Raw genomic sequence first — 18,971 nt, 5'->3', positions numbered from 1 at the left:
CCGGTCCTGTACAGACGCGAGCCGGGGGGGCCGTAGGGATTGGCGATGAAGCGCGCGGCGGTCAGGCCGCCCTGGCGCCAATAGCCGTGCGCAATGCCGAGGCTTTCGATGTGCACTTCGCCCATGATGCCAGGCGGCAACGGTCGCAGTTGTTCGTCGAGCACATGGACCTTGGTATTGGCGATGGGCCGTCCGACCGGGACGAAGCCGCTGCCGCTGTGCTGCTCGGCCGGATCGCAATAGGTCATGTCGTTGATTTCGGTACAACCGTAGATGTACCAGGCCGTGCGTGCAGGCAGGCAGCAGCGTCCTGAGCCGTTGCAGCAGTTCCGTCGGGCAGGGTTCGATGGAGACGAAGAGCTGGCGCAGTCGCGCCAGCCGCTGCGCAGGCAGGCAGCAGCGTCCTGAGCCGTTGCAGCAGTTCCGTCGGGCAGGGTTCGATGGAGACGAAGAGCTGGCGCAGTCGCGCCAGCCGCTGCGGCGCCTGAGCAACGTGGTCGAGCAGCGCGTTGAGCTGGGAAGGAAAGGTATACAAGCGTGTGATCCGCCAGGTTTCCAGCGCGCGCACGAAAGCGGGGATGTCACGCACGGTATCCTCGTCGATGAACACCTGCGGTACGCCAGCAAGCAGGCCGGCGAGCAGTTCCTTGACCGAGATGGCAAAGGCGATCGAGGTCTTTTGCGCCACCCGCTCCCCGGCCTCGAACGGCGCACGCGCCCACAGCGCATGCAGCCAGTTGAGGATTTGCCGATGGGGCACCATCACCCCTTTGGGACGACCGGTGGAACCGGAGGTGTACATCACGTAGGCCATCTGCGCCGGATGCAGGGCATGCGGCAGTGGCGTATGCGGTTGACGAGCGATGGCGGCATCGTCCAGGCGCAGCAGCGGTACCTGGATCAGTTGCCCGTCGATGTTCTTGCCGCAGAGCAACAGCCGTGGCTGCGCGTCGTCGAGGATCTGCTGAATGTAGGCGGTGGGGTAATGCGGGTCCAACGGCACGTAGCAGCCACCGGCCTTGAGCACGCCGAGCAGGGCAATGAGGAAATCGGGCGAGCGGTCGAACCACAGGGCGACGCGCTCCCGCGGGCGCAGGCCGCGTTCGATCAGGCAATGCGCCAGGCGGTTGGCGTGTTGGTCCAGTTGGGCATAGTTCAACTGTCGGTGTTGATCGGCACAAGCCAGTTCTTCGGCGTGCAGTGCCACTTGCGCATCGAACAGATCCAGCACACTGCGTGACCAATCCAAGGCGAGCGCGGCATCCGGGCTGGCCGCGGTCAGCGCGATGTCTTCGGCATCCAGTAGCGACATGCTTGATAGTTTCATGGGGCACCGGGTCGTCAGGGTTAAACGTGCAGCTTGAGCATGGCCTCGCCATCGCTGCGCGCAGCGATGTCAGGGGACGATTGTTCGGGCGAATAAGGTTCGGCCATGCACACGAGGATCTTGCGGCTGCCCTCGTAGGGCTCGCGTCCGTGCGAAACCAGCATATTGTCGATCAGCAGCACGTCGTCCCGATGCCAGTCAAAATGGATCTTGTGCTGGGCGAAAACTGTGCGCACATGGTCGAGCATGGCGGGGTCGATCGGCGTGCCATCGCCGAAATAGGCGTTGCGTGGCAGTCCCTGCTCGCCGAAGAACGACAGCAGCATCTTCTGCGCACCTGCCTCCAGCGCAGTGTAATGAAACAGGTGTGCTTGGTTGAACCAGACTTCATCGCCGGTCGCCGGATGGCACGCAAAGGCCTGGCAGGTCTGGCTGGTGCGCAGGCCGTCGCCGGTCCATTCGCATTGCATGTCGTTGCGGGCGCAATAAGCTTCTACTTCCTGCTTGTTGCGGGTGTTAAACACGTCCTCCCATGGCAGGTCGACCCCCGCACGGTAGTTCCTGACGTAGCGCACCTGTTTGCGCGCAAAGATTTCGCGCACTTGCGGATCGATAGCGGCTGTGACCTTGAGCATGTCAGCCAACGGCGTGCAGCCGCCCTCGCTGGCCGGCTGCACGCAATGGAACAGTAGTTTCATCGGCCAGACGCGCTGGTAGGCGTTCTCACAATGTTGCGCTATGGACAGCTGCCTGGGATATTCGGTGGCCGTGTAGACATGCTGGCCGACGTCGGTGCGCGGTGTGGAACGATAGGTATAGGCCAGTCGCTCATCGAAGAAGCAGCGTGAGATCTGCTCCAAGCCACCAGGGTGCGCAAAGCCACGGAACAGTAACGCCCTGTGTTGCCATAGCAGGGTAGGCCATGTCGCGCGGTGCGTGGCAATCCAATCAGCCAGCGTGGCCTCGGCCGAGTCGGCTTTGATGGTCAGGGGAAGATCAGCGTTTGTCTGCATGGGTCACCTAGGTTCGAGCATGGCCGACGAAGAAATCGACACCGGCAGGTCGGATTGCAGGTGCTTGGCGCTAGCCAGTGTCTCCAACAGCGCAGGCCGGATCACCTTGCCGCTGCAGGTACGTGGGATCGTGTCCACTTCGACGAATAGATGGGGATAGTGATGCTTGCCTAGCGCGTTCTTGCACAAGGCGCGTAAGGCGGCCCATAGCGCCCCTGTATCGATGCTGGCATCGACAGGCACCACGAAGGCGGCGGGGCGGGGCAAGCCGAACTCGTCTTCGACCAGGCAGATCGCGCACTCCTTCACGCAGGCGTGCGTCTGGATGACGCTCTCCAGCATCTCAGGCGAAAGCCAACAACCGTTGATCTTGATGGCGGAGCCCATTCTGCCCAAGTTATGGAAGCGCCCCTTGGCGTCGGCAAAGAACAGGTCGCGTGTATCGAACCAGCCGTCGACGAACAGTTGGGCACTGAGTATGGGGTCGCCAACATAGCCCCTCGTCAGCGTATTGCCCCTCACCCACAGGCTGCCGACTTCGCCTATGCGGCAGATCTCTCCCTGCGTGTTCACCAGCTTCACAACAAAGCCTGGTACCGGCGTGCCGGTGCAACCCATGAGCGCGTGGCCTGGCCGATTGGAGATGAAGGTGGACAGTACCTCGGTGCAGCCGATGCCATCGAGCACTTCGACTTGCCAACGCGTGCTGATCTCATGACCAAGCCTCGCCGGCAAGCTTTCGCCGGCGGATATGCACAGGCGAAGCGCCGGCCACACCGCATCCGGCGCGGCCTCGGCAAGCAACAGCTTGAACACCGCGGGCACGGCGAGCAATACAGTGACTTGGTAGGTGTGGATGCTTTGCGCGATCTGCCTGACGCTAAGCGGCGCGGCAATCACATGGCTGACGCCAGCGAGCAGCGACAGCATCAGGTTGTTCAGGCCGTAGGCGAAAAACAACCGCGAAGGTGTATACATCACGTCATCGCTGCGCAGCCCGAGCACGGCCTGCTGGTAGTTGAGATGGCAGTGCATAAAATCGGAATGCGAGTGCGTTACCGCCTTGGGCGTACCAGTGGAGCCGGACGTGCATATCATCACCGCGGGTGCATCGGCGGCGCAGGGCGCAACCACCAGCGCGTCGTTTTCGATCACCGGCATCAGGCTCGTCAGCTCTAAGGTCGGCAGGTGGCGCAACGCGGCATGATGGGAAGGCGGCAGTTCCGCATCGATCAGCACGAGGCGAGGCTTGATGGTCTTGAGCGTGGTCTCAAAGTGGGCGAGCGACACAAGCTCGTTTATCGGCGCAAAGACCAGGCCACCGGCCAGGCAGGCCAGCATCAGCGCAACGCCAGCTAGGCTGTCGATAGCAATCAGCGCCACCGCATCACCGCTTTGCAGGCCGAGCAGACTCAAGTCCCGGGCATAGGCCGCCGCGCGAGAGCGCAACTGGCGATAGCTGAAGGCCTGCTGGCGCAACGGATCGATCATTTGCGCCGTCGAAGCCAGATGCGCTGCGGAAAAAATCTGCGCGCACACGTTGACCTGGACCGACGGGAGGAAGCCGATAGGCGCACAGGCGAACACCGCCGTGCTTGCGCCGGACCAGGACGGCATCGGCCCATCGGTCGAGCGTGCGAACCAGCTCGCGGGCAAATGACTGGCAATTTGACATAGTTTGTCGTGGTCGCAGGCCAGCAGACTGGTATCCACCTCGATCAGGTCTTCGACGCAGGACAGCGCAGGCAAAGGGATCTGCGTCGCGCTGCCGCATACGGCACTATCGCGCAAGTCCGGCAGGTTCCTTTGGCGGTGGTCCGCATGCCATAGCAGCAGGCCATCGCTGCGTCGCGTGGCCAAGGCTTCCAGTGCCATGCCCAGGGCGCCTTGCAACCGGTCCAGTTGCTTGGGTTCCTCGATACGGCCCAAATCCAGTGCCAGGGTGTTGGCGCCGGGGGGCGATTCAGACAGCACGATTTGGTGCCGATGCTTGAGGTAATCGCAAATCAGGCCGGCCAGCTTGCCTAACCGTGCATATTCCCGTAGCAGGCTACCGAAGCTGCCACAGGGGTAAGGTGCGGCATAGTCAATGGTTATGTGCTGGCCGATCGGTGTGTCGCTGACATCGATACGCAAGCCAGGATAATCGCGCCGCCATTGATGCAGCAGCGTGGTCCATTGACGAGCATAGGCATCGTTGCGCCCTGGCCGCGTCTGACCTACCGACCAACGCAAATCTAGTTCGGTGCCAGAGTGCATCGGAAGATTTGTCAGTGGGCTATCCATAAGCGTTCTCGGGTAGGGCGATCGACGCATCGAGCTCGGCTGTGTGCACCGGTCTGGCCGGTAGGCCAGCGTGAGAGAATGTTCGCAAGCTTCAGCGTTTCAGCGCGTGGACCAGATAACTTTGCGGCACGCCGTGGGTGCCGCGCGGTGCGACCGGAAACGGCCAACGCCCCATTTGCTGGCCAGCGGCGGCGATGGTCAACACCTCTGGCTCCCAGCCCAGTGGTTGGATCAGGCTTTCCGGTTCGTCAGTGCCAAACTGGCGAGCCATCGCGTGCAGCACTCGGGCATTGGGCGAGTTGAGCATAGAGAGGCCGATAACATCGAACAATACGCTGCTGCCCTTGGCACTTAATGCATCGATGCGCGCGAACAGCAGCATCACTGCCTCGGCGCTCAAGTAGCACAGCAAGCCCTCGACCAGCCACAAGGTGGCGGCTCTGCCGACGAATCCACTCTCCTTAAGTGCCTGGGGCCAGTCTTCGCGCAAATCGATCGGTAGCGCAATGCGCTGGCAAACGGGCTGGGCGTCATGGAGTTTTTCGTGCTTGTCGGACAGGACATCCATGTGATCGACCTCGTAGACCCGGGTATCGGACGGCCAGGGGAGGCGATAAGCGCGTGCATCCATACCGGCGGCCAGGATCACCACCTGGCCAATGCCTTCACTGACCGCCTGCATGATCTTGTCGTCGAGCCAACGCGTCCGTACCTCGATCGCCGGAGGCATTGGTACGTTCTGGTTGTTGCGTCTGAGTTCTTCAACGAATTCATCGCCGGCCAGACGCCGTGCGAAAGGGTCATGGAACAGCGCCTGCTCCCGCTCGCTTTCCAGCGCCCGCATGCCTGCCACCCATAAGGCGGTTCTTTCGATATCTCTCATGCATACGCTCCGGTTCGTGGTCGGCTTGCGCCGATGCATCATACATATGCATGACTCGATTCGCGGCACCGTGCCTTGATGGTGGCTGCGAAGCGAAAACAATAACCAAAGGGTGATGCTCGACGGCTTTACTGTAGCGACACCATGTCCATCGCCTTACGGATGGTCTGATCAACACAAGCGAAAGATGAGATAAACCACATCAGCTGTCAACGCCGATTTAAATTTGACCCACTTTCCTTTGAATCGCCGAAGTAAATCTGACCCACCCGGGGTCTTCCATCGGGCTGTCTGTCCTGGTTGGCCAAGTTTTAGTGGACACCGCGATAGGTAATTTCAGGTAGTGGCTTTCTCGTAGTCGGCCGGTGATCGGTAGCCGAGGGTCGAGTGCAGCCGGTGGGTGTTGTAAGCGAGCACGCGCGCGGCGCTCGCGGCGGCATAGACGCCCGAGCGACTCACGCCCAGCAACCGGTACAGGCGGGCGGTGTCGGCCTTCTTCTCCCACGGATCGATCACCTGTTGGATCACTTCAGTTCCCGGGCGAAGAAGGCCGATGCTTTTTTAGGAGCCAGACGTTCTCGCGCAGGCGTTGACACTCCCGCTCCCGCTCGCCGATGCGTTGCTGATCGGGCGTCAGCGCCTTGCCAATGCCGGCTTGGCCGGCCTGCTCGGCATCGTACTGGGCCAGCCAGCGGCGCACGGCGCTATCGACCAAGTCCACAGGCGTTGACACTCCCGCTCCCGCTCGCCGATGCGTTGCTGATCGGGCGTCAGCGCCTTGCCAATGCCGGCTTGGCCGGCCTGCTCGGCATCGTACTGGGCCAGCCAGCGGCGCACGGCGCTATCGACCAAGTCCAGATCGATCGCGGCACACCTGGCCAACGCTCAGATGTTGGTTGCCGATCATGTGCACGACCTGCAGAAGGCGGCATCGAAGGTTCTGCGGCGAAGCGATGTAATGGCGTGCTACCTCCTCGTTGGGGATGATCATCCCCTATCGAGGTGTCCACGAGAATTAGACCAGGACACTCTTCTTCAGTGGTGCCAGCCAAGCCTTGAGTTAGCTGATGCCGCCCATGTAGCCGCGCGCCTGGATCTCGCGTAGTAGCACGCTGGCCGGGATCCATCGAGGGCGCGCTTGCCCAATGCGCTCATACAGATAACTCTTGTAGCCGTCCAGCTTGCAGGCGTATTGTTAGCTTTACCGTTCGCGCGGCGATTCGCAATAAAGCGGGTATGAGACGCGCATGGCCGCCCTTCCCGCAGGCGTGCTGTCGCTCTATGGCTTACCTCATGCAGAGATCGCCAATGTCGCCGTTACAGCAAACGCTGCTAACCCGCCTCGCCAGTGCGGCCGCCTCCCGGACAATGATCGAGTTTCCGCGTCCGGATCACGCATCGCCACAATGTTGCGACGATGCCGAGCTTGCGCGACTGATCGTGCAGTTGTCGGCGGGACTGCAACCGCTGGTGATGCCGGGTACCTACGTGATCATTGCCGCGCCACATGGTGGTTTGTTCGCGGCAGCCCTGCTTGCCTGTTTGCATGCCAACCTGGTGGCGGTGCCGTTTCCACTGGATGTTGCTCAGCCGAATGAGCGGGAACAGGCCAGGCTGGAGACGATCCACGCACAATTGATGGAGCATGGTAATGTAGCGGTTCTGCTTGACGATGCCGCCGATCGCAGTGCCTTCGCGCGCATGGCGCATGCTGCGGGCACCTTCCTAGCGACCTTCGCCGATCTAAAGCGCGAATCGACCAGCGCCTCCTTGTGCCCGGCGTCGCCTTCGGACCCCGCCTTGCTGTTGTTTACCTCTGGTTCCTCGGGTGAGTCCAAGGGCATCCTGCTTAGCCACCGCAACCTGCATCATCAGATCCAGGCTGGCATCCGCCAGTGGAGCTTGGACGAGCATAGCCACGTGGTGACCTGGCTTTCTCCCGCGCACAGCTTCGGCCTGCATTTCGGCTTGCTGGCACCCTGGTTCAGTGGCGCGACGGTCAGCTTCATCCATCCGCACAGTTATATGAAACGCCCCGACTTCTGGCTGGAGACGGTTGCGGCTAGAGACGCCACGCACATGGCCGCGCCGAACTTCGCGTTCGACTACTGCTGCGACTGGGTGATGGTCGAGCAGCTTCCGCCGTCTGCGTTGTCTACGCTTACGCATATCGTGTGTGGCGGCGAGCCGGTGCGCGCCTCGACCATGCAGCGCTTCTTCGAGAAATTCGCCGGACTCGGTGCGCGTACGCAGACTTTCATGCCGCACTTCGGCTTGTCTGAAACCGGTGCGCTGAGTACCTTGGACGAGGCGGCCCAACAGCGCGTCTTGGAACTAGATGCCGACGCCTTGAGCAAACGCAAGCGCGTGGCGGCAGGGGCGAACCAGGCGCGTGTGACAGTGCTCAATTGCGGCGCCGTCGACCAAGATGTGGAGTTGCGTATCGTCTGTCCTGAAGGCGAGACGTTGTGCGGACCAGATGAGATCGGCGAAATATGGGTAAAGTCGCCTGCGATCGCCCGTGGCTATCTGTTTGCGAAGCCCGCCGATCAGCGACAGTTCGACTGCAGCATCCGTCATACCGACGATAGCGGTTACTTTCGTACCGGCGACCTGGGTTTCATTGCCGATGGCTGTCTGTATGTCACCGGACGGGTAAAGGAGGTGCTGATCATACGCGGCAAGAATCATTACCCCGCACATATCGAAGCCTCGATCGCCGCCACCGCGTCGCCTGGCGCGCTGATGCCGGTGGTGATCAGCATCGAGCGGCAAGACGAGGAGCGCGTAGCTGCGGTGATCGCCGTCAATCACCCGTGGACGCCGGCAGCATGCGCCACGCAGGCACTCAAGATCCGGCAACAGGTAGCCGACCAGCATGGAATCGCCCTGGCGGAGCTAGCCTTTGCCGAACATCGGCACGTGTTCGGCACCCATCCGGGCAAGCTGAAGCGGCGCCTGGTCAAGGAAGCCTATGTCAGTGGCCAGCTGCCGTTGTTATGGCATGAGGGTAAGAATCGGGACGTACCAGCGGCCGCCGCGGACGATCGGCAGGCGCAACACGTGGCGGACCTGTGTCGGAAGGTCTTTTTGCCGGTGTTGGGTATTGCGCCGCCGCATGCCCAATGGCCGCTGTGCGAACTGGCGCTGGATTCGCTCCAATGCGTGCGTCTTGCCGGTGCCATCGAAGAGTGCTATGGCGTGCCTTTCGAACCCACGTTGCTATTCAAGCTTGAGACGGTCGGGGCAATCGCCGAATATGTCCTGGCCCACGGACGTCAGGCGCCCACGCCGACGCGTGCGCCGGTGGCAAGCACAACATGCCCAAAGGAACCGATCGCCATCGTGGCGATGCACTGTGAGGTGCCCGGAGCGGGCGAGAACACCGAAGCATTGTGGTCGTTCCTGCGGAGCGACGTCAACGCGATCCGGCCGATCGAATCAACGCGCCCGGACTTATGGGCAGCGATGCGCGCCTACCCCGGCCTCGCGGGCGAACAGCTGCCGCGCTATGCGGGTTTCCTCGACGACGTTGATGCTTTCGATGCTGCGTTTTTCGGCATCTCGCGTCGCGAGGCCGAATGCATGGACCCGCAGCAGCGCAAAGTGCTGGAGATGGTGTGGAAGCTGATCGAGCAAGCCGGTCACGATCCGCTGTCCTGGGGCGGCCGGCCGGTCGGCCTGTTCGTGGGGGCGCATACGTCCGACTATGGCGAGCTGCTGGCGAGCCAGCCGCAACTGATGGCCAAATGTGGCGCTTACATCGATTCGGGTTCGCATTTGACCATGATTCCGAACCGGGCTTCGCGCTGGTTCAATTTCACCGGCCCCAGCGAAGTAATCAACAGCGCTTGCTCCAGCTCGCTGGTGGCGCTGCATCGGGCGGTTCAATCGCTGCGCCAAGGCGAAAGCAGTGCCGCCCTGGTACTCGGCGTGAACCTTATCCTGGCTCCCAAGGTGCTGTTAGCCAGCGCAAGCGCGGGGATGCTTTCGCCCGATGGCCGCTGCAAGACGCTTGACGCCGCAGCCGATGGCTTCGTGCGTTCGGAAGGGATCGCGGGGGTGATATTGAAGCCACTGGCGCAGGCGCTGGCCGATGGTGACACGGTCTACGGTCTAGTCCGCGGCGTGGCGGTCAACCATGGCGGCCGTTCCAATTCCTTGCGTGCTCCCAACGTCAACGCGCAGCGGCAACTGCTGATCCGGACGTATCAGGAAGCCGGTGTCGAGCCGGCCAGCGTCGGTTATGTCGAACTACACGGCACTGGTACTAGCCTGGGTGATCCGATCGAAATCCAGGCGCTGAAGGAAGCTTTCATTGCGTTGGGGACACAGGCCGCCCCGTCAAACTGCGGCATCGGTTCGGTGAAGTCCGCGCTGGGCCATCTAGAAGCCGCTGCAGGCCTGACCGGCCTGATCAAGGTGCTGCTGATGCTCAAGCACGGCGAGCAGGCCGGCACGCGCCATTTCAGTACGCTCAATCCGCTGATCGATTTGCGAGGCACGTCATTCGAAGTGGTGGCGCAGCATCGCCCATGGCCATCGCAGGTCGGCATTCACGGCACACTCTTGCCGCGTCGCGCGGGTATCAGCTCATTCGGCTTCGGCGGCGCCAATGCGCATGCGATCGTGGAAGAGCATGTCATTGCCACGCCCCCCCCGACGAGCTCCGCCGGCGGCCCGGTAGGCATCGTGTTGTCAGCTGGTAGCGAAGCTGTCTTGCGGCAACAAGTGCTGGCCTTGTCAGCCTGGCTAAGGCAGCAATCGCCGACACCCGCGCAAATGATCGATGTCGCCTACACCTTACAGGTAGGACGCGCAGCTCTGTCGCACAGGTTGGCTTTTAGCGCGACGGACGCCGAGCAGGCATTGGCGAGGCTTGAGGGTCGTCTGGCGGGCGTGATGGATGCCGAGGTCCATCACGGCGTCGTGGATGCCGCCGCAACGGCTCCCGAACATGGGCTGCAGACGCGCGAAGGTCTTGCCGGTTTGCTGCGAGCCTGGACTCAGGGTGTGCGCGTCGATTGGTCGGCGCTGTACGGCATACAGCGACCGCAGCGCGTTAGCCTGCCTGTCTATCCCTTCGCTAGGGAACGCTATTGGCTGCCCGGCCAGGCTATGCATGCCGTCGCGGACGCTCATCCGATGCTGCAGCTGTTGCATGCCAATGCCAAACTACATCGCTACGCCTTGCGTAGGTCCGGTTGCGCAAGCTTTCTTGTTGATCATTGCGTGGATGGTCGACAGGTACTACCGGCAGCCGTGCAACTGGAATTGATGCGCGCCGCGGCGCAGCGGGCCATGCCGCAGGATGAGGGTTGTATCGAACTGGCGCAGGTCGCCTTTTTGCGTCCCATCATGATGGATGAGACTGAGCTGGAGGTCGAAATCGAACTGTCGAAGAGCGATCAAGATGAGTTCGATTTCCAACTGCACGATGCTCACCGCCGACAGGTCTTTAGCCAGGGGCACGTACGTCGCCGGGTCCATACGGCGACACCGCGCCTGGATTTAGCCCAGCTGCAAAAGCTTTGCGCCGAGCGCGTGTTGTCCGGCGAAGACTGTTATGCGTACTTCGCCGCCTGCGGATTGCAGCTCGGCGACCGGCTCAAATCCGTGCAATCGATCGGCTGTGGACGTAATGGCGAGGGCGAGCCGATCGCATTGGGTGTCCTGCGCCTGCCACCATCAAGCGCTGAAGACAGCCATGTGCTGCCTCCTAGCCTGCTTGATGGTGCCTTGCAGTGCAGCCTTGGCTTGCAGTGTGATGTCGAGCACATCGCCATGCCATACACGCTGGAGCGGATGACGGTGCATGCGCCGATTCCTCCCGAGGCCTGGGTGCTGCTGCGTCACGGCCATGCAGCCAGACAGCCCCTGGACATCGATATCCTGGATTCCGAAGGTAGGGTCTGCGTCAGCCTCGGCAATTACAGCGGCCGTGCACCGAAAGCCGTTTCCGCCGTCAGGGCGCTTGTCTTGGCACCGGTCTGGCAAGCGTTGACCGAAACGGCACCGGCATGGCCCGATCCGGCCGAACGCATCGTTACGGTAGGAGGCGATGCATGGCGTAGTCACTTCGGTTTCGACGAGCCGGCCTTGTCGCTGGAGGACAGCGTCGAAGCGATCGCGACGCGACTGGGCCAGACCGGCAAATTCGATCATCTGGTCTGGATCGTGCCGATCGCCGAGAGTGAAACCGATATTGCAGCGCAAGGTTCAGCGGCGATCGCCGGTTTCCGGTTGGTCAAGGCGTTGCTTGCGTTGGGCTATGCCAATCGCCCGCTGGGTCTCACCGTACTGACTCGCCAAGCCCTTACGCGGCAGCCGTCGCACGCGGCAGTGCACGGGCTGATCGGGACGCTGGCCAAGGAATACTGCAACTGGAAAATCCGTCTGCTCGACCTGCCGAGCGTACAAGCTTGGCCGCAATGGGAGCAATTGCGGTCGTTGCCTTGGCATGCGCAGGGTGAAGCCCTGATCGGCCGTGGGACTTGTTGGTATCGGCGGCAGTTGTGTGAAGTGCTGCCGCTGCCGTCGTTGGAACCGCCGCCGTACCGCGTAGGCGGTGTCTACGTCGTGATCGGCGGCGCTGGCGGCTTGGGTGAAGTATTGAGCGAACACTTGATCAGCACGTACGACGCGCAGCTGATCTGGATCGGGCGGCGCGTGCTGGACGAAGGCATTGCGCGCAAGCAGATCCGGCTTGCGTCGCTGGGCCGCGCACCGCATTACATCTGCGCGGACGCGAGTGACCCGGCTGCCCTGCGGGCGGCACATAATGAGATCGTTGCGCTGCATGGCCAGCCCCATGGGCTCATCCTAAGCAACATCGTGCTGAAGGATGCCAGTCTGGCTCGTATGGAGGAAGCCGATTTCCGTGACGTGCTGGCCGCGAAACTCGACGTCAGCGTGTGTGCGGCACAGGTATTCGGCGTGGCCCCCCTTGATTTCGTGCTGTTTTTTTCTTCCATTCAGAGCACTACCAAGGCGGCCGGGCAAGGTAACTACGCCGCCGGCTGCTGCTATGTCGACGCTTTCAGCGAGCTATGGGCACGCCGGGGTCTGAGGGTAAAGACCATCAACTGGGGCTACTGGGGTAGCGTGGGCGTCGTAGCGGGCGAGGACTATCGCCGGCGCATGGCGCAAAAACACATGGCTTCGATTGAGGGTGCCGAAGCGATGCAGGTGTTGTCGCAGTTGTTGTGCGCGCCGTTGCAACGGCTTGCCTACGTCAAGATCGACGATGCTAACGCAATGCGCGCCCTGGGCGTAGTAGAGGACGAGAGCGTGCAAATTCCTGTGCACGCACCGGCTGAGCCTCCCAGAGGGCAGCCTGATCCCGTGGTCGAGTTGTCGGTGAATCTGGATGCCCGGCGTGAACGGGAAACTTTGCTGGCGGCCTGGCTGCTTGAGTTGATCGAGCAACTCGGTGGTTTTCCGCCGGCAAGTTTCGACATCGCTACGCTTGCGCAACGCCTGCGCATCGTACCCGCCTATCGAAGCTGGCTGGAACACAGCGTGCGGATGCTCGGCGTGTATGGTTACCTCAGAGCGATGGGTGAAAGCCGATTCGAGCTGGCCGACAAGCCGCCCGATGATGCCAGGGGTGCCTGGAACGCGCATGTGCACGAGGCCAGCGTCGAAGCCGGTGAAGAGGCACAGCTGCGTCTGCTCGATCGCTGCATGCGGGCGTTGCCGGCGGTCCTTCGAGGCGAACGCAAGGCCACCGAATTGCTGTTTCCGGAAGCTTCGATGGCGTGGGTCGAGGGTATCTACCAGAACAACCCGCTTGCCGATTACTTCAACGCACAACTAGTCACGCGACTGATTGCCTACTTGAGACGACGACTAGAGTCCACGCCTGCGGCGCGCCTGAAGCTGTGCGAGATCGGCGCCGGCAGCGGTGGTACTACTGCAAGAGTGCTACAACAGTTGCAGGCATATGGTGAGCATATCGAGGAATATCTCTATACCGACCTGTCGCCTGTCTTCCTGCATCATGCGGAAAAACACTATCAGCCACGAGCGCCTTATTTGAGGACCGCCTGTTTCGACGTAGAGCGCGCGCCGACGCCGCAGGCCCTGGAATCAGGCGGCTACGACGTGGTTATTGCCGCCAACGTACTGCATGCTACGCGCGATATCGCCAAGACCTTGCGCAATGCGAAGGCACTCCTCAAACCTGGCGGTCTGCTCTTGCTCAACGAAGTGATCGAGCGCAGCCTGGTCCTGCACCTGACTTTCGGCCTGCTGGAGAGCTGGTGGTTGCCCCAGGACAGGATCTTGCGCCTTGCCGGCTCGCCGTTGCTGGCTTGCGTCACCTGGCGCAGCCTGCTGGAGGCTGAGGGTTTTGCGGGGGTGAGCGTGCACAGGGCGCAACCCGATGCCGGGCAGGCCATCATCTGTGCCTACAGCGATGGGATAGTGCGGCAAGCCAGTACGATCGAGGTTGCGCGGCATGAAAAGGTAACCGTTCCGTCGCAGCCGACGGAAGCCGGGGAATCGCCGCTGGATCTGGTCAAAAAACTGCTTGGACGCATTCTGAAAATGGATCCGGCCACACTCGATACCAGTCACACACTGGAGTACTACGGTGTCGATTCGATCGTGGCGATCGAACTGGCTGTGGCACTGCGCGAGACATTCCCGGGTTTTGAAGTCAGCGAGCTGTTTGAAACGCAATCCATCGATACCTTGCTGGGCTCTCTTGAGCAGGCACCTCTCCTTCCTACCCTCACAGCTCCGCCGCACCAAGACATGCTGCAGCAGCTGAAACAACTGTTGGCGCGTACGCTGAAGCTGGACATTACGCAGATCGACACGAGCAAGACGCTGGAGAGTTATGGTGTCGACTCCATCGTCATCATCGAATTAGCCAACGCCTTGCGTGAGAGCTATCCGAGCTTGGACGTGTCACAGCTGATGGAAACCTTATCGATCGACCGGCTGGTTGCCCAATGGCAGGCAACGGAGCTCGCCGTACCGGCAGAGCCAACAGCGGAACCGCCGACAGCCGACGAAGACGCCGCTGCCATCATCGGACTGGCCGGCCGCTTTCCAGGCGCGGACACGTTGGAGGAGTTCTGGAACAACCTGCGTAACGGCCAAAGCAGTATGGGAGAGGTACCAGGCGAGCGCTGGGATCACCAGCACTACTTCGACAGTGAACGCCAGGCGCCGGGCAAGAGTTATAGCCGCTGGGGTGCGTTTTTGAGGGACATAGACGGCTTCGATGCAGCCTTCTTTGAATGGCCCGACAGCGTCGCGCTGGAATCGGATCCGCAAGCGCGGATATTTCTAGAGCAGGCCTATGCCGGGATCGAAGATGCCGGCTACACGCCTGGCTCGCTCAGCAAAAGCCACCGCGTAGGTGTATTCGTAGGTGTGATGAATGGTTACTACAGCGGCGGAGCGCGCTTCTGGCAAATCGCCAACCGCGTGTCGTACCAGTTCGATTTTCGCGGGCCAAGCTTGGCGGTGGATACCGCCTGTTCGGCTTCGCTCACGGCGATCCACCTGGCGCTGGAAAGCCTGCGCAGCGGCAGTTGCGAGGTAGCACTGGCCGGTGGCGTGAATCTGCTGGTCGATCCGCAGCAGTATCTTAATTTGGCTGGCGCCGCGATGCTCTCCGCCGGCGCCAGCTGTCGGCCGTTCGGCGAAGCCGCGGACGGTTTCGTGGCCGGCGAAGCCTGCGGCGTGGTGCTGCTCAAGCCGCTCAAGCAAGCGATGGCCGATGGCGATGTGATCCATGCCGTAATCAAGGGCAGCATGATCAATGCCGGTGGGCACACCAGCGCGTTCTCCTCGCCTAACCCTGCCGCCCAGGCCGAAGTCGTGCGGCAGGCCTTGCAGCGCGCGGGCGTGGCGCCCGATTCGATCAGCTACATCGAGGCGCATGGCACCGGCACCGTACTAGGCGATGCAGTGGAGTTGGGTGCTTTGAATAAAGTGTTCGACAAGCACACGGCGCCCTGCCAGATCGGCTCGCTGAAGGCGAACATCGGCCATGCCGAAAGCGCCGCGGGCATCGCCGGCCTGGCCAAGCTGGTATTGCAGTTCAGGCATGGCGAGTTGGCGCCTAGTCTGAATGCGTTTCCCTTGAATCCCTATATTGAGTTCGGTCGCTTCCAGGTACAACAGCAGCCGGCACCGTGGCCGCGCCGTGGCGCCCAGCCGCGGCGCGCCGGGTTATCTGCCTTCGGTGCTGGCGGATCGAATGCGCACCTAGTGGTAGAGGAGGCTCCGGCTATGGCTCCCGGGGTATCGATCAGCGCCAGCTATCCAGCCTTGATCGTACTTTCGGCGCGAACGCTGCCTGCCTTGCAACAGCGTGCTCGCGATCTGCTCGTCTGGATGCAAGCGCGGCAGGTGGATGACGTCATGCTGGCCGACGTTGCTTATACGCTGCACTTGGGCCGCGTCGCGATGGAGCAACGCCTGGCTTTTACCGCTGGCTCGGCTGCCGAGTTGGGCGAGAAATTACAGGCTTACCTGGGCCATGCGGTTCGAGCCGACATCTATCTGAGCCAGGACACGCCCGGCAAACCGGCAGGCGCTCCGATCGTGGCCGAGGAAGATCTGCTCGCGCTGATGGATGCCTGGATCGAAAAGGGCCAGTACGGTCGTTTGCTGGAGTACTGGACCAAGGGCCAACCGATCGACTGGAACAAACTCTATTGGCGCAAGCTGTATGCGGACGGACGGCCGCGGCGGATCAGCCTGCCCACCTATCCGTTCGAGCACCGGCGTTATTGGCAAACACCGACGCCGGGCGAGCGTAGCTTGCACGCCACCGCGCCAGCTACTCGGGAAATGGTTGCGGTGGGTGCCATGCCGGATCCGGCCGGCGCTACGGTGCAAGCCCGGTTGTGCGCCTTGTGCCAAGTGTTGTTGGGAAAACCGGTCACGGCCCAGATGGATTTCTTTGCCGTCGGCGGCCATTCGGTGCTGGCGATCCAACTGATCTCGCGCATCCGCGAAAGCTTCGGGGTGGAGTATCCGGTCAGCGCTTTGTTCGAATCGGCGCTGTTGTCGGACATGGCGCGGCAGATCGAACAATTGCAGGTGAACGGAGTCGTCAAGCGCATGCCGGCGTTGTTGCCTGCCGCGCGCGCGGGCGCGATTCCTGCGACTTATGCACAGGAGCGCCTATGGCTCGTCCAAGAACATATGAGCGAGCAACGCAGTAGTTACAACATCACCTTTGCCATGCACTTCAGAGGCGTCGACTTCCGAAAGCCACCGCGTAGGTGTATTCGTAGGTGTGATGAATGGTTACTACAGCGGCGGAGCGCGCTTCTGGCAAATCGCCAACCGCGTGTCGTACCAGTTCGATTTTCGCGGGCCAAGCTTGGCGGTGGATACCGCCTGTTCGGCTTCGCTCACGGCGATCCACCTGGCGCTGGAAAGCCTGCGCAGCGGCAGTTGCGAGGTAGCACTGGCCGGTGGCGTGAATCTGCTGGTCGATCCGCAGCAGTATCTTAATTTGGCTGGCGCCGCGATGCTCTCCGCCGGCGCCAGCTGTCGGCCGTTCGGCGAAGCCGCGGACGGTTTCGTGGCCGGCGAAGCCTGCGGCGTGGTGCTGCTCAAGCCGCTCAAGCAAGCGATGGCCGATGGCGATGTGATCCATGCCGTAATCAAGGGCAGCATGATCAATGCCGGTGGGCACACCAGCGCGTTCTCCTCGCCTAACCCTGCCGCCCAGGCCGAAGTCGTGCGGCAGGCCTTGCAGCGCGCGGGCGTGGCGCCCGATTCGATCAGCTACATCGAGGCGCATGGCACCGGCACCGTACTAGGCGATGCAGTGGAGTTGGGTGCTTTGAATAAAGTGTTCGACAAGCACACGGCGCCCTGCCAGATCGGCTCGCTGAAGGCGAACATCGGCCATGCCGAAAGCGCCGCGGGCATCGCCGGCCTGGCCAAGCTGGTATTGCAGTTCAGGCATGGCGAGTTGGCGCCTAGTCTGAATGCGTTTCCCTTGAATCCCTATATTGAGTTCGGTCGCTTCCAGGTACAACAGCAGCCGGCACCGTGGCCGCGCCGTGGCGCCCAGCCGCGGCGCGCCGGGTTATCTGCCTTCGGTGCTGGCGGATCGAATGCGCACCTAGTGGTAGAGGAGGCTCCGGCTATGGCTCCCGGGGTATCGATCAGCGCCAGCTATCCAGCCTTGATCGTACTTTCGGCGCGAACGCTGCCTGCCTTGCAACAGCGTGCTCGCGATCTGCTCGTCTGGATGCAAGCGCGGCAGGTGGATGACGTCATGCTGGCCGACGTTGCTTATACGCTGCACTTGGGCCGCGTCGCGATGGAGCAACGCCTGGCTTTTACCGCTGGCTCGGCTGCCGAGTTGGGCGAGAAATTACAGGCTTACCTGGGCCATGCGGTTCGAGCCGACATCTATCTGAGCCAGGACACGCCCGGCAAACCGGCAGGCGCTCCGATCGTGGCCGAGGAAGATCTGCTCGCGCTGATGGATGCCTGGATCGAAAAGGGCCAGTACGGTCGTTTGCTGGAGTACTGGACCAAGGGCCAACCGATCGACTGGAACAAACTCTATTGGCGCAAGCTGTATGCGGACGGACGGCCGCGGCGGATCAGCCTGCCCACCTATCCGTTCGAGCACCGGCGTTATTGGCAAACACCGACGCCGGGCGAGCGTAGCTTGCACGCCACCGCGCCAGCTACTCGGGAAATGGTTGCGGTGGGTGCCATGCCGGATCCGGCCGGCGCTACGGTGCAAGCCCGGTTGTGCGCCTTGTGCCAAGTGTTGTTGGGAAAACCGGTCACGGCCCAGATGGATTTCTTTGCCGTCGGCGGCCATTCGGTGCTGGCGATCCAACTGATCTCGCGCATCCGCGAAAGCTTCGGGGTGGAGTATCCGGTCAGCGCTTTGTTCGAATCGGCGCTGTTGTCGGACATGGCGCGGCAGATCGAACAATTGCAGGTGAACGGAGTCGTCAAGCGCATGCCGGCGTTGTTGCCTGCCGCGCGCGCGGGCGCGATTCCTGCGACTTATGCACAGGAGCGCCTATGGCTCGTCCAAGAACATATGAGCGAGCAACGCAGTAGTTACAACATCACCTTTGCCATGCACTTCAGAGGCGTCGACTTCCGTGCTGAAGCGATGCGTGCCGCATTGAACGCGCTGGTGGCGCGGCACGAAGTGCTGCGCACGCGCGCGCTTTCTTTCGCAGGACGGGCAGCTGCAACAGGTGATCGCTGCCTCGTTGACGCTGGAGGTGCCGGTACGCGAGGTGTCGGCCGAGGAGGTTTTCTTTCGCAGGACGGGCAGCTGCAACAGGTGATCGCTGCCTCGTTGACGCTGGAGGTGCCGGTACGCGAGGTGTCGGCCGAGGAGGTCGAACCACTGCTGGCCGCGAGCACGCGGGAGATTTTCGATCTGCGGCAGGGGCCCTTGTTCAAGGCATGCATCCTGCGCGTGGCGGCCGATCACCATGTG

8 protein-coding genes and 3 pseudogenes are annotated in these 18,971 nt (G+C 61.9%); 3 read left to right on the top strand and 8 right to left on the bottom strand.

The features are described from left to right. From XANALMUS060_RS22730 to XANALMUS060_RS15340, 7 genes and pseudogenes are all read right to left on the bottom strand, one after another. A partial coding sequence (locus tag XANALMUS060_RS22730) for an AMP-binding protein (RefSeq protein WP_255352388.1) occupies positions 1-389 on the bottom strand: 389 nt, incomplete at its 3' end. A 104-nt stretch (positions 390-493) separates the two neighbouring features. Continuing rightward, positions 494-1,312: pseudogene (locus tag XANALMUS060_RS22725) on the bottom strand (AMP-binding protein); the annotation flags it as partial. A gap of 35 nt (positions 1,313-1,347) precedes the next feature. After that, positions 1,348-2,340, bottom strand: coding sequence for a TauD/TfdA family dioxygenase (locus XANALMUS060_RS15355; protein ID WP_082065178.1), 993 nt, complete (start codon positions 2,338-2,340; stop codon positions 1,348-1,350). A 3-nt stretch (positions 2,341-2,343) separates the two neighbouring features. Continuing rightward, positions 2,344-3,831: an AMP-binding protein gene (locus tag XANALMUS060_RS17675; protein WP_235430540.1), complete on the bottom strand. Its 1,488-nt coding sequence runs from the start codon at positions 3,829-3,831 to the stop codon at positions 2,344-2,346. 886 nt (positions 3,832-4,717) lie between these two features. Further along, positions 4,718-5,551, bottom strand: a complete 834-nt coding sequence (locus tag XANALMUS060_RS15350) for an SAM-dependent methyltransferase (protein ID WP_152640533.1) — start codon at positions 5,549-5,551, stop codon at positions 4,718-4,720. A gap of 294 nt (positions 5,552-5,845) precedes the next feature. Continuing rightward, entirely contained in the window at positions 5,846-6,037 is a 192-nt protein-coding gene (locus XANALMUS060_RS15345) for a hypothetical protein (RefSeq protein ID WP_045739179.1), read from the bottom strand. A gap of 1 nt (position 6,038) precedes the next feature. Then, positions 6,039-6,224: a hypothetical protein gene (locus tag XANALMUS060_RS15340; RefSeq protein ID WP_161795441.1), complete on the bottom strand. Its 186-nt coding sequence runs from the start codon at positions 6,222-6,224 to the stop codon at positions 6,039-6,041. 11 nt (positions 6,225-6,235) lie between these two features. Here XANALMUS060_RS15340 and XANALMUS060_RS20665 point away from each other — a divergent pair, with 11 nt between their 5' ends. Beyond that, a complete protein-coding gene (locus XANALMUS060_RS20665) occupies positions 6,236-6,496 on the top strand; it encodes a hypothetical protein (protein ID WP_161795440.1) in 261 nt (86 codons plus the stop codon). A gap of 76 nt (positions 6,497-6,572) precedes the next feature. On the opposite strand, the pseudogene XANALMUS060_RS20095 reads toward XANALMUS060_RS20665, so the two are convergent. Further along, a pseudogene (locus XANALMUS060_RS20095) lies at positions 6,573-6,695 on the bottom strand (IS21 family transposase); the annotation flags it as partial. Positions 6,696-6,745: 50 nt separating this feature from the next. Between XANALMUS060_RS20095 and XANALMUS060_RS22235 the strand changes: the two are divergent. Next, positions 6,746-16,549 (top strand): annotated as a pseudogene (locus XANALMUS060_RS22235) (beta-ketoacyl synthase N-terminal-like domain-containing protein); the annotation flags it as partial. Between the two features lie 229 nt (positions 16,550-16,778). Further along, a partial coding sequence (locus XANALMUS060_RS18945; RefSeq protein ID WP_343122983.1) for a beta-ketoacyl synthase N-terminal-like domain-containing protein occupies positions 16,779-18,971 on the top strand: 2,193 nt, incomplete at its 3' end.

This window comes from Xanthomonas sp. MUS 060 (assembly GCF_000963215.1).
In the GTDB taxonomy this organism is placed as follows: domain Bacteria; phylum Pseudomonadota; class Gammaproteobacteria; order Xanthomonadales; family Xanthomonadaceae; genus Xanthomonas_A.
This window is presented reverse-complemented; position numbering and strand designations above follow the sequence as displayed.

Excerpts from the sequence above, each read along its gene's own strand:
- XANALMUS060_RS17675 (WP_235430540.1), bottom strand. The coding sequence starts at position 3,831 with ATGATCGATCCGTTGCGCCAGCAGGCCTTCAGCTATCGCCAGTTGCGC.
- XANALMUS060_RS15355 (WP_082065178.1), bottom strand. The coding sequence starts at position 2,340 with ATGCAGACAAACGCTGATCTTCCCCTGACCATCAAAGCCGACTCGGCC.
- XANALMUS060_RS15350 (WP_152640533.1), bottom strand. The coding sequence starts at position 5,551 with ATGATGCATCGGCGCAAGCCGACCACGAACCGGAGCGTATGCATGAGA.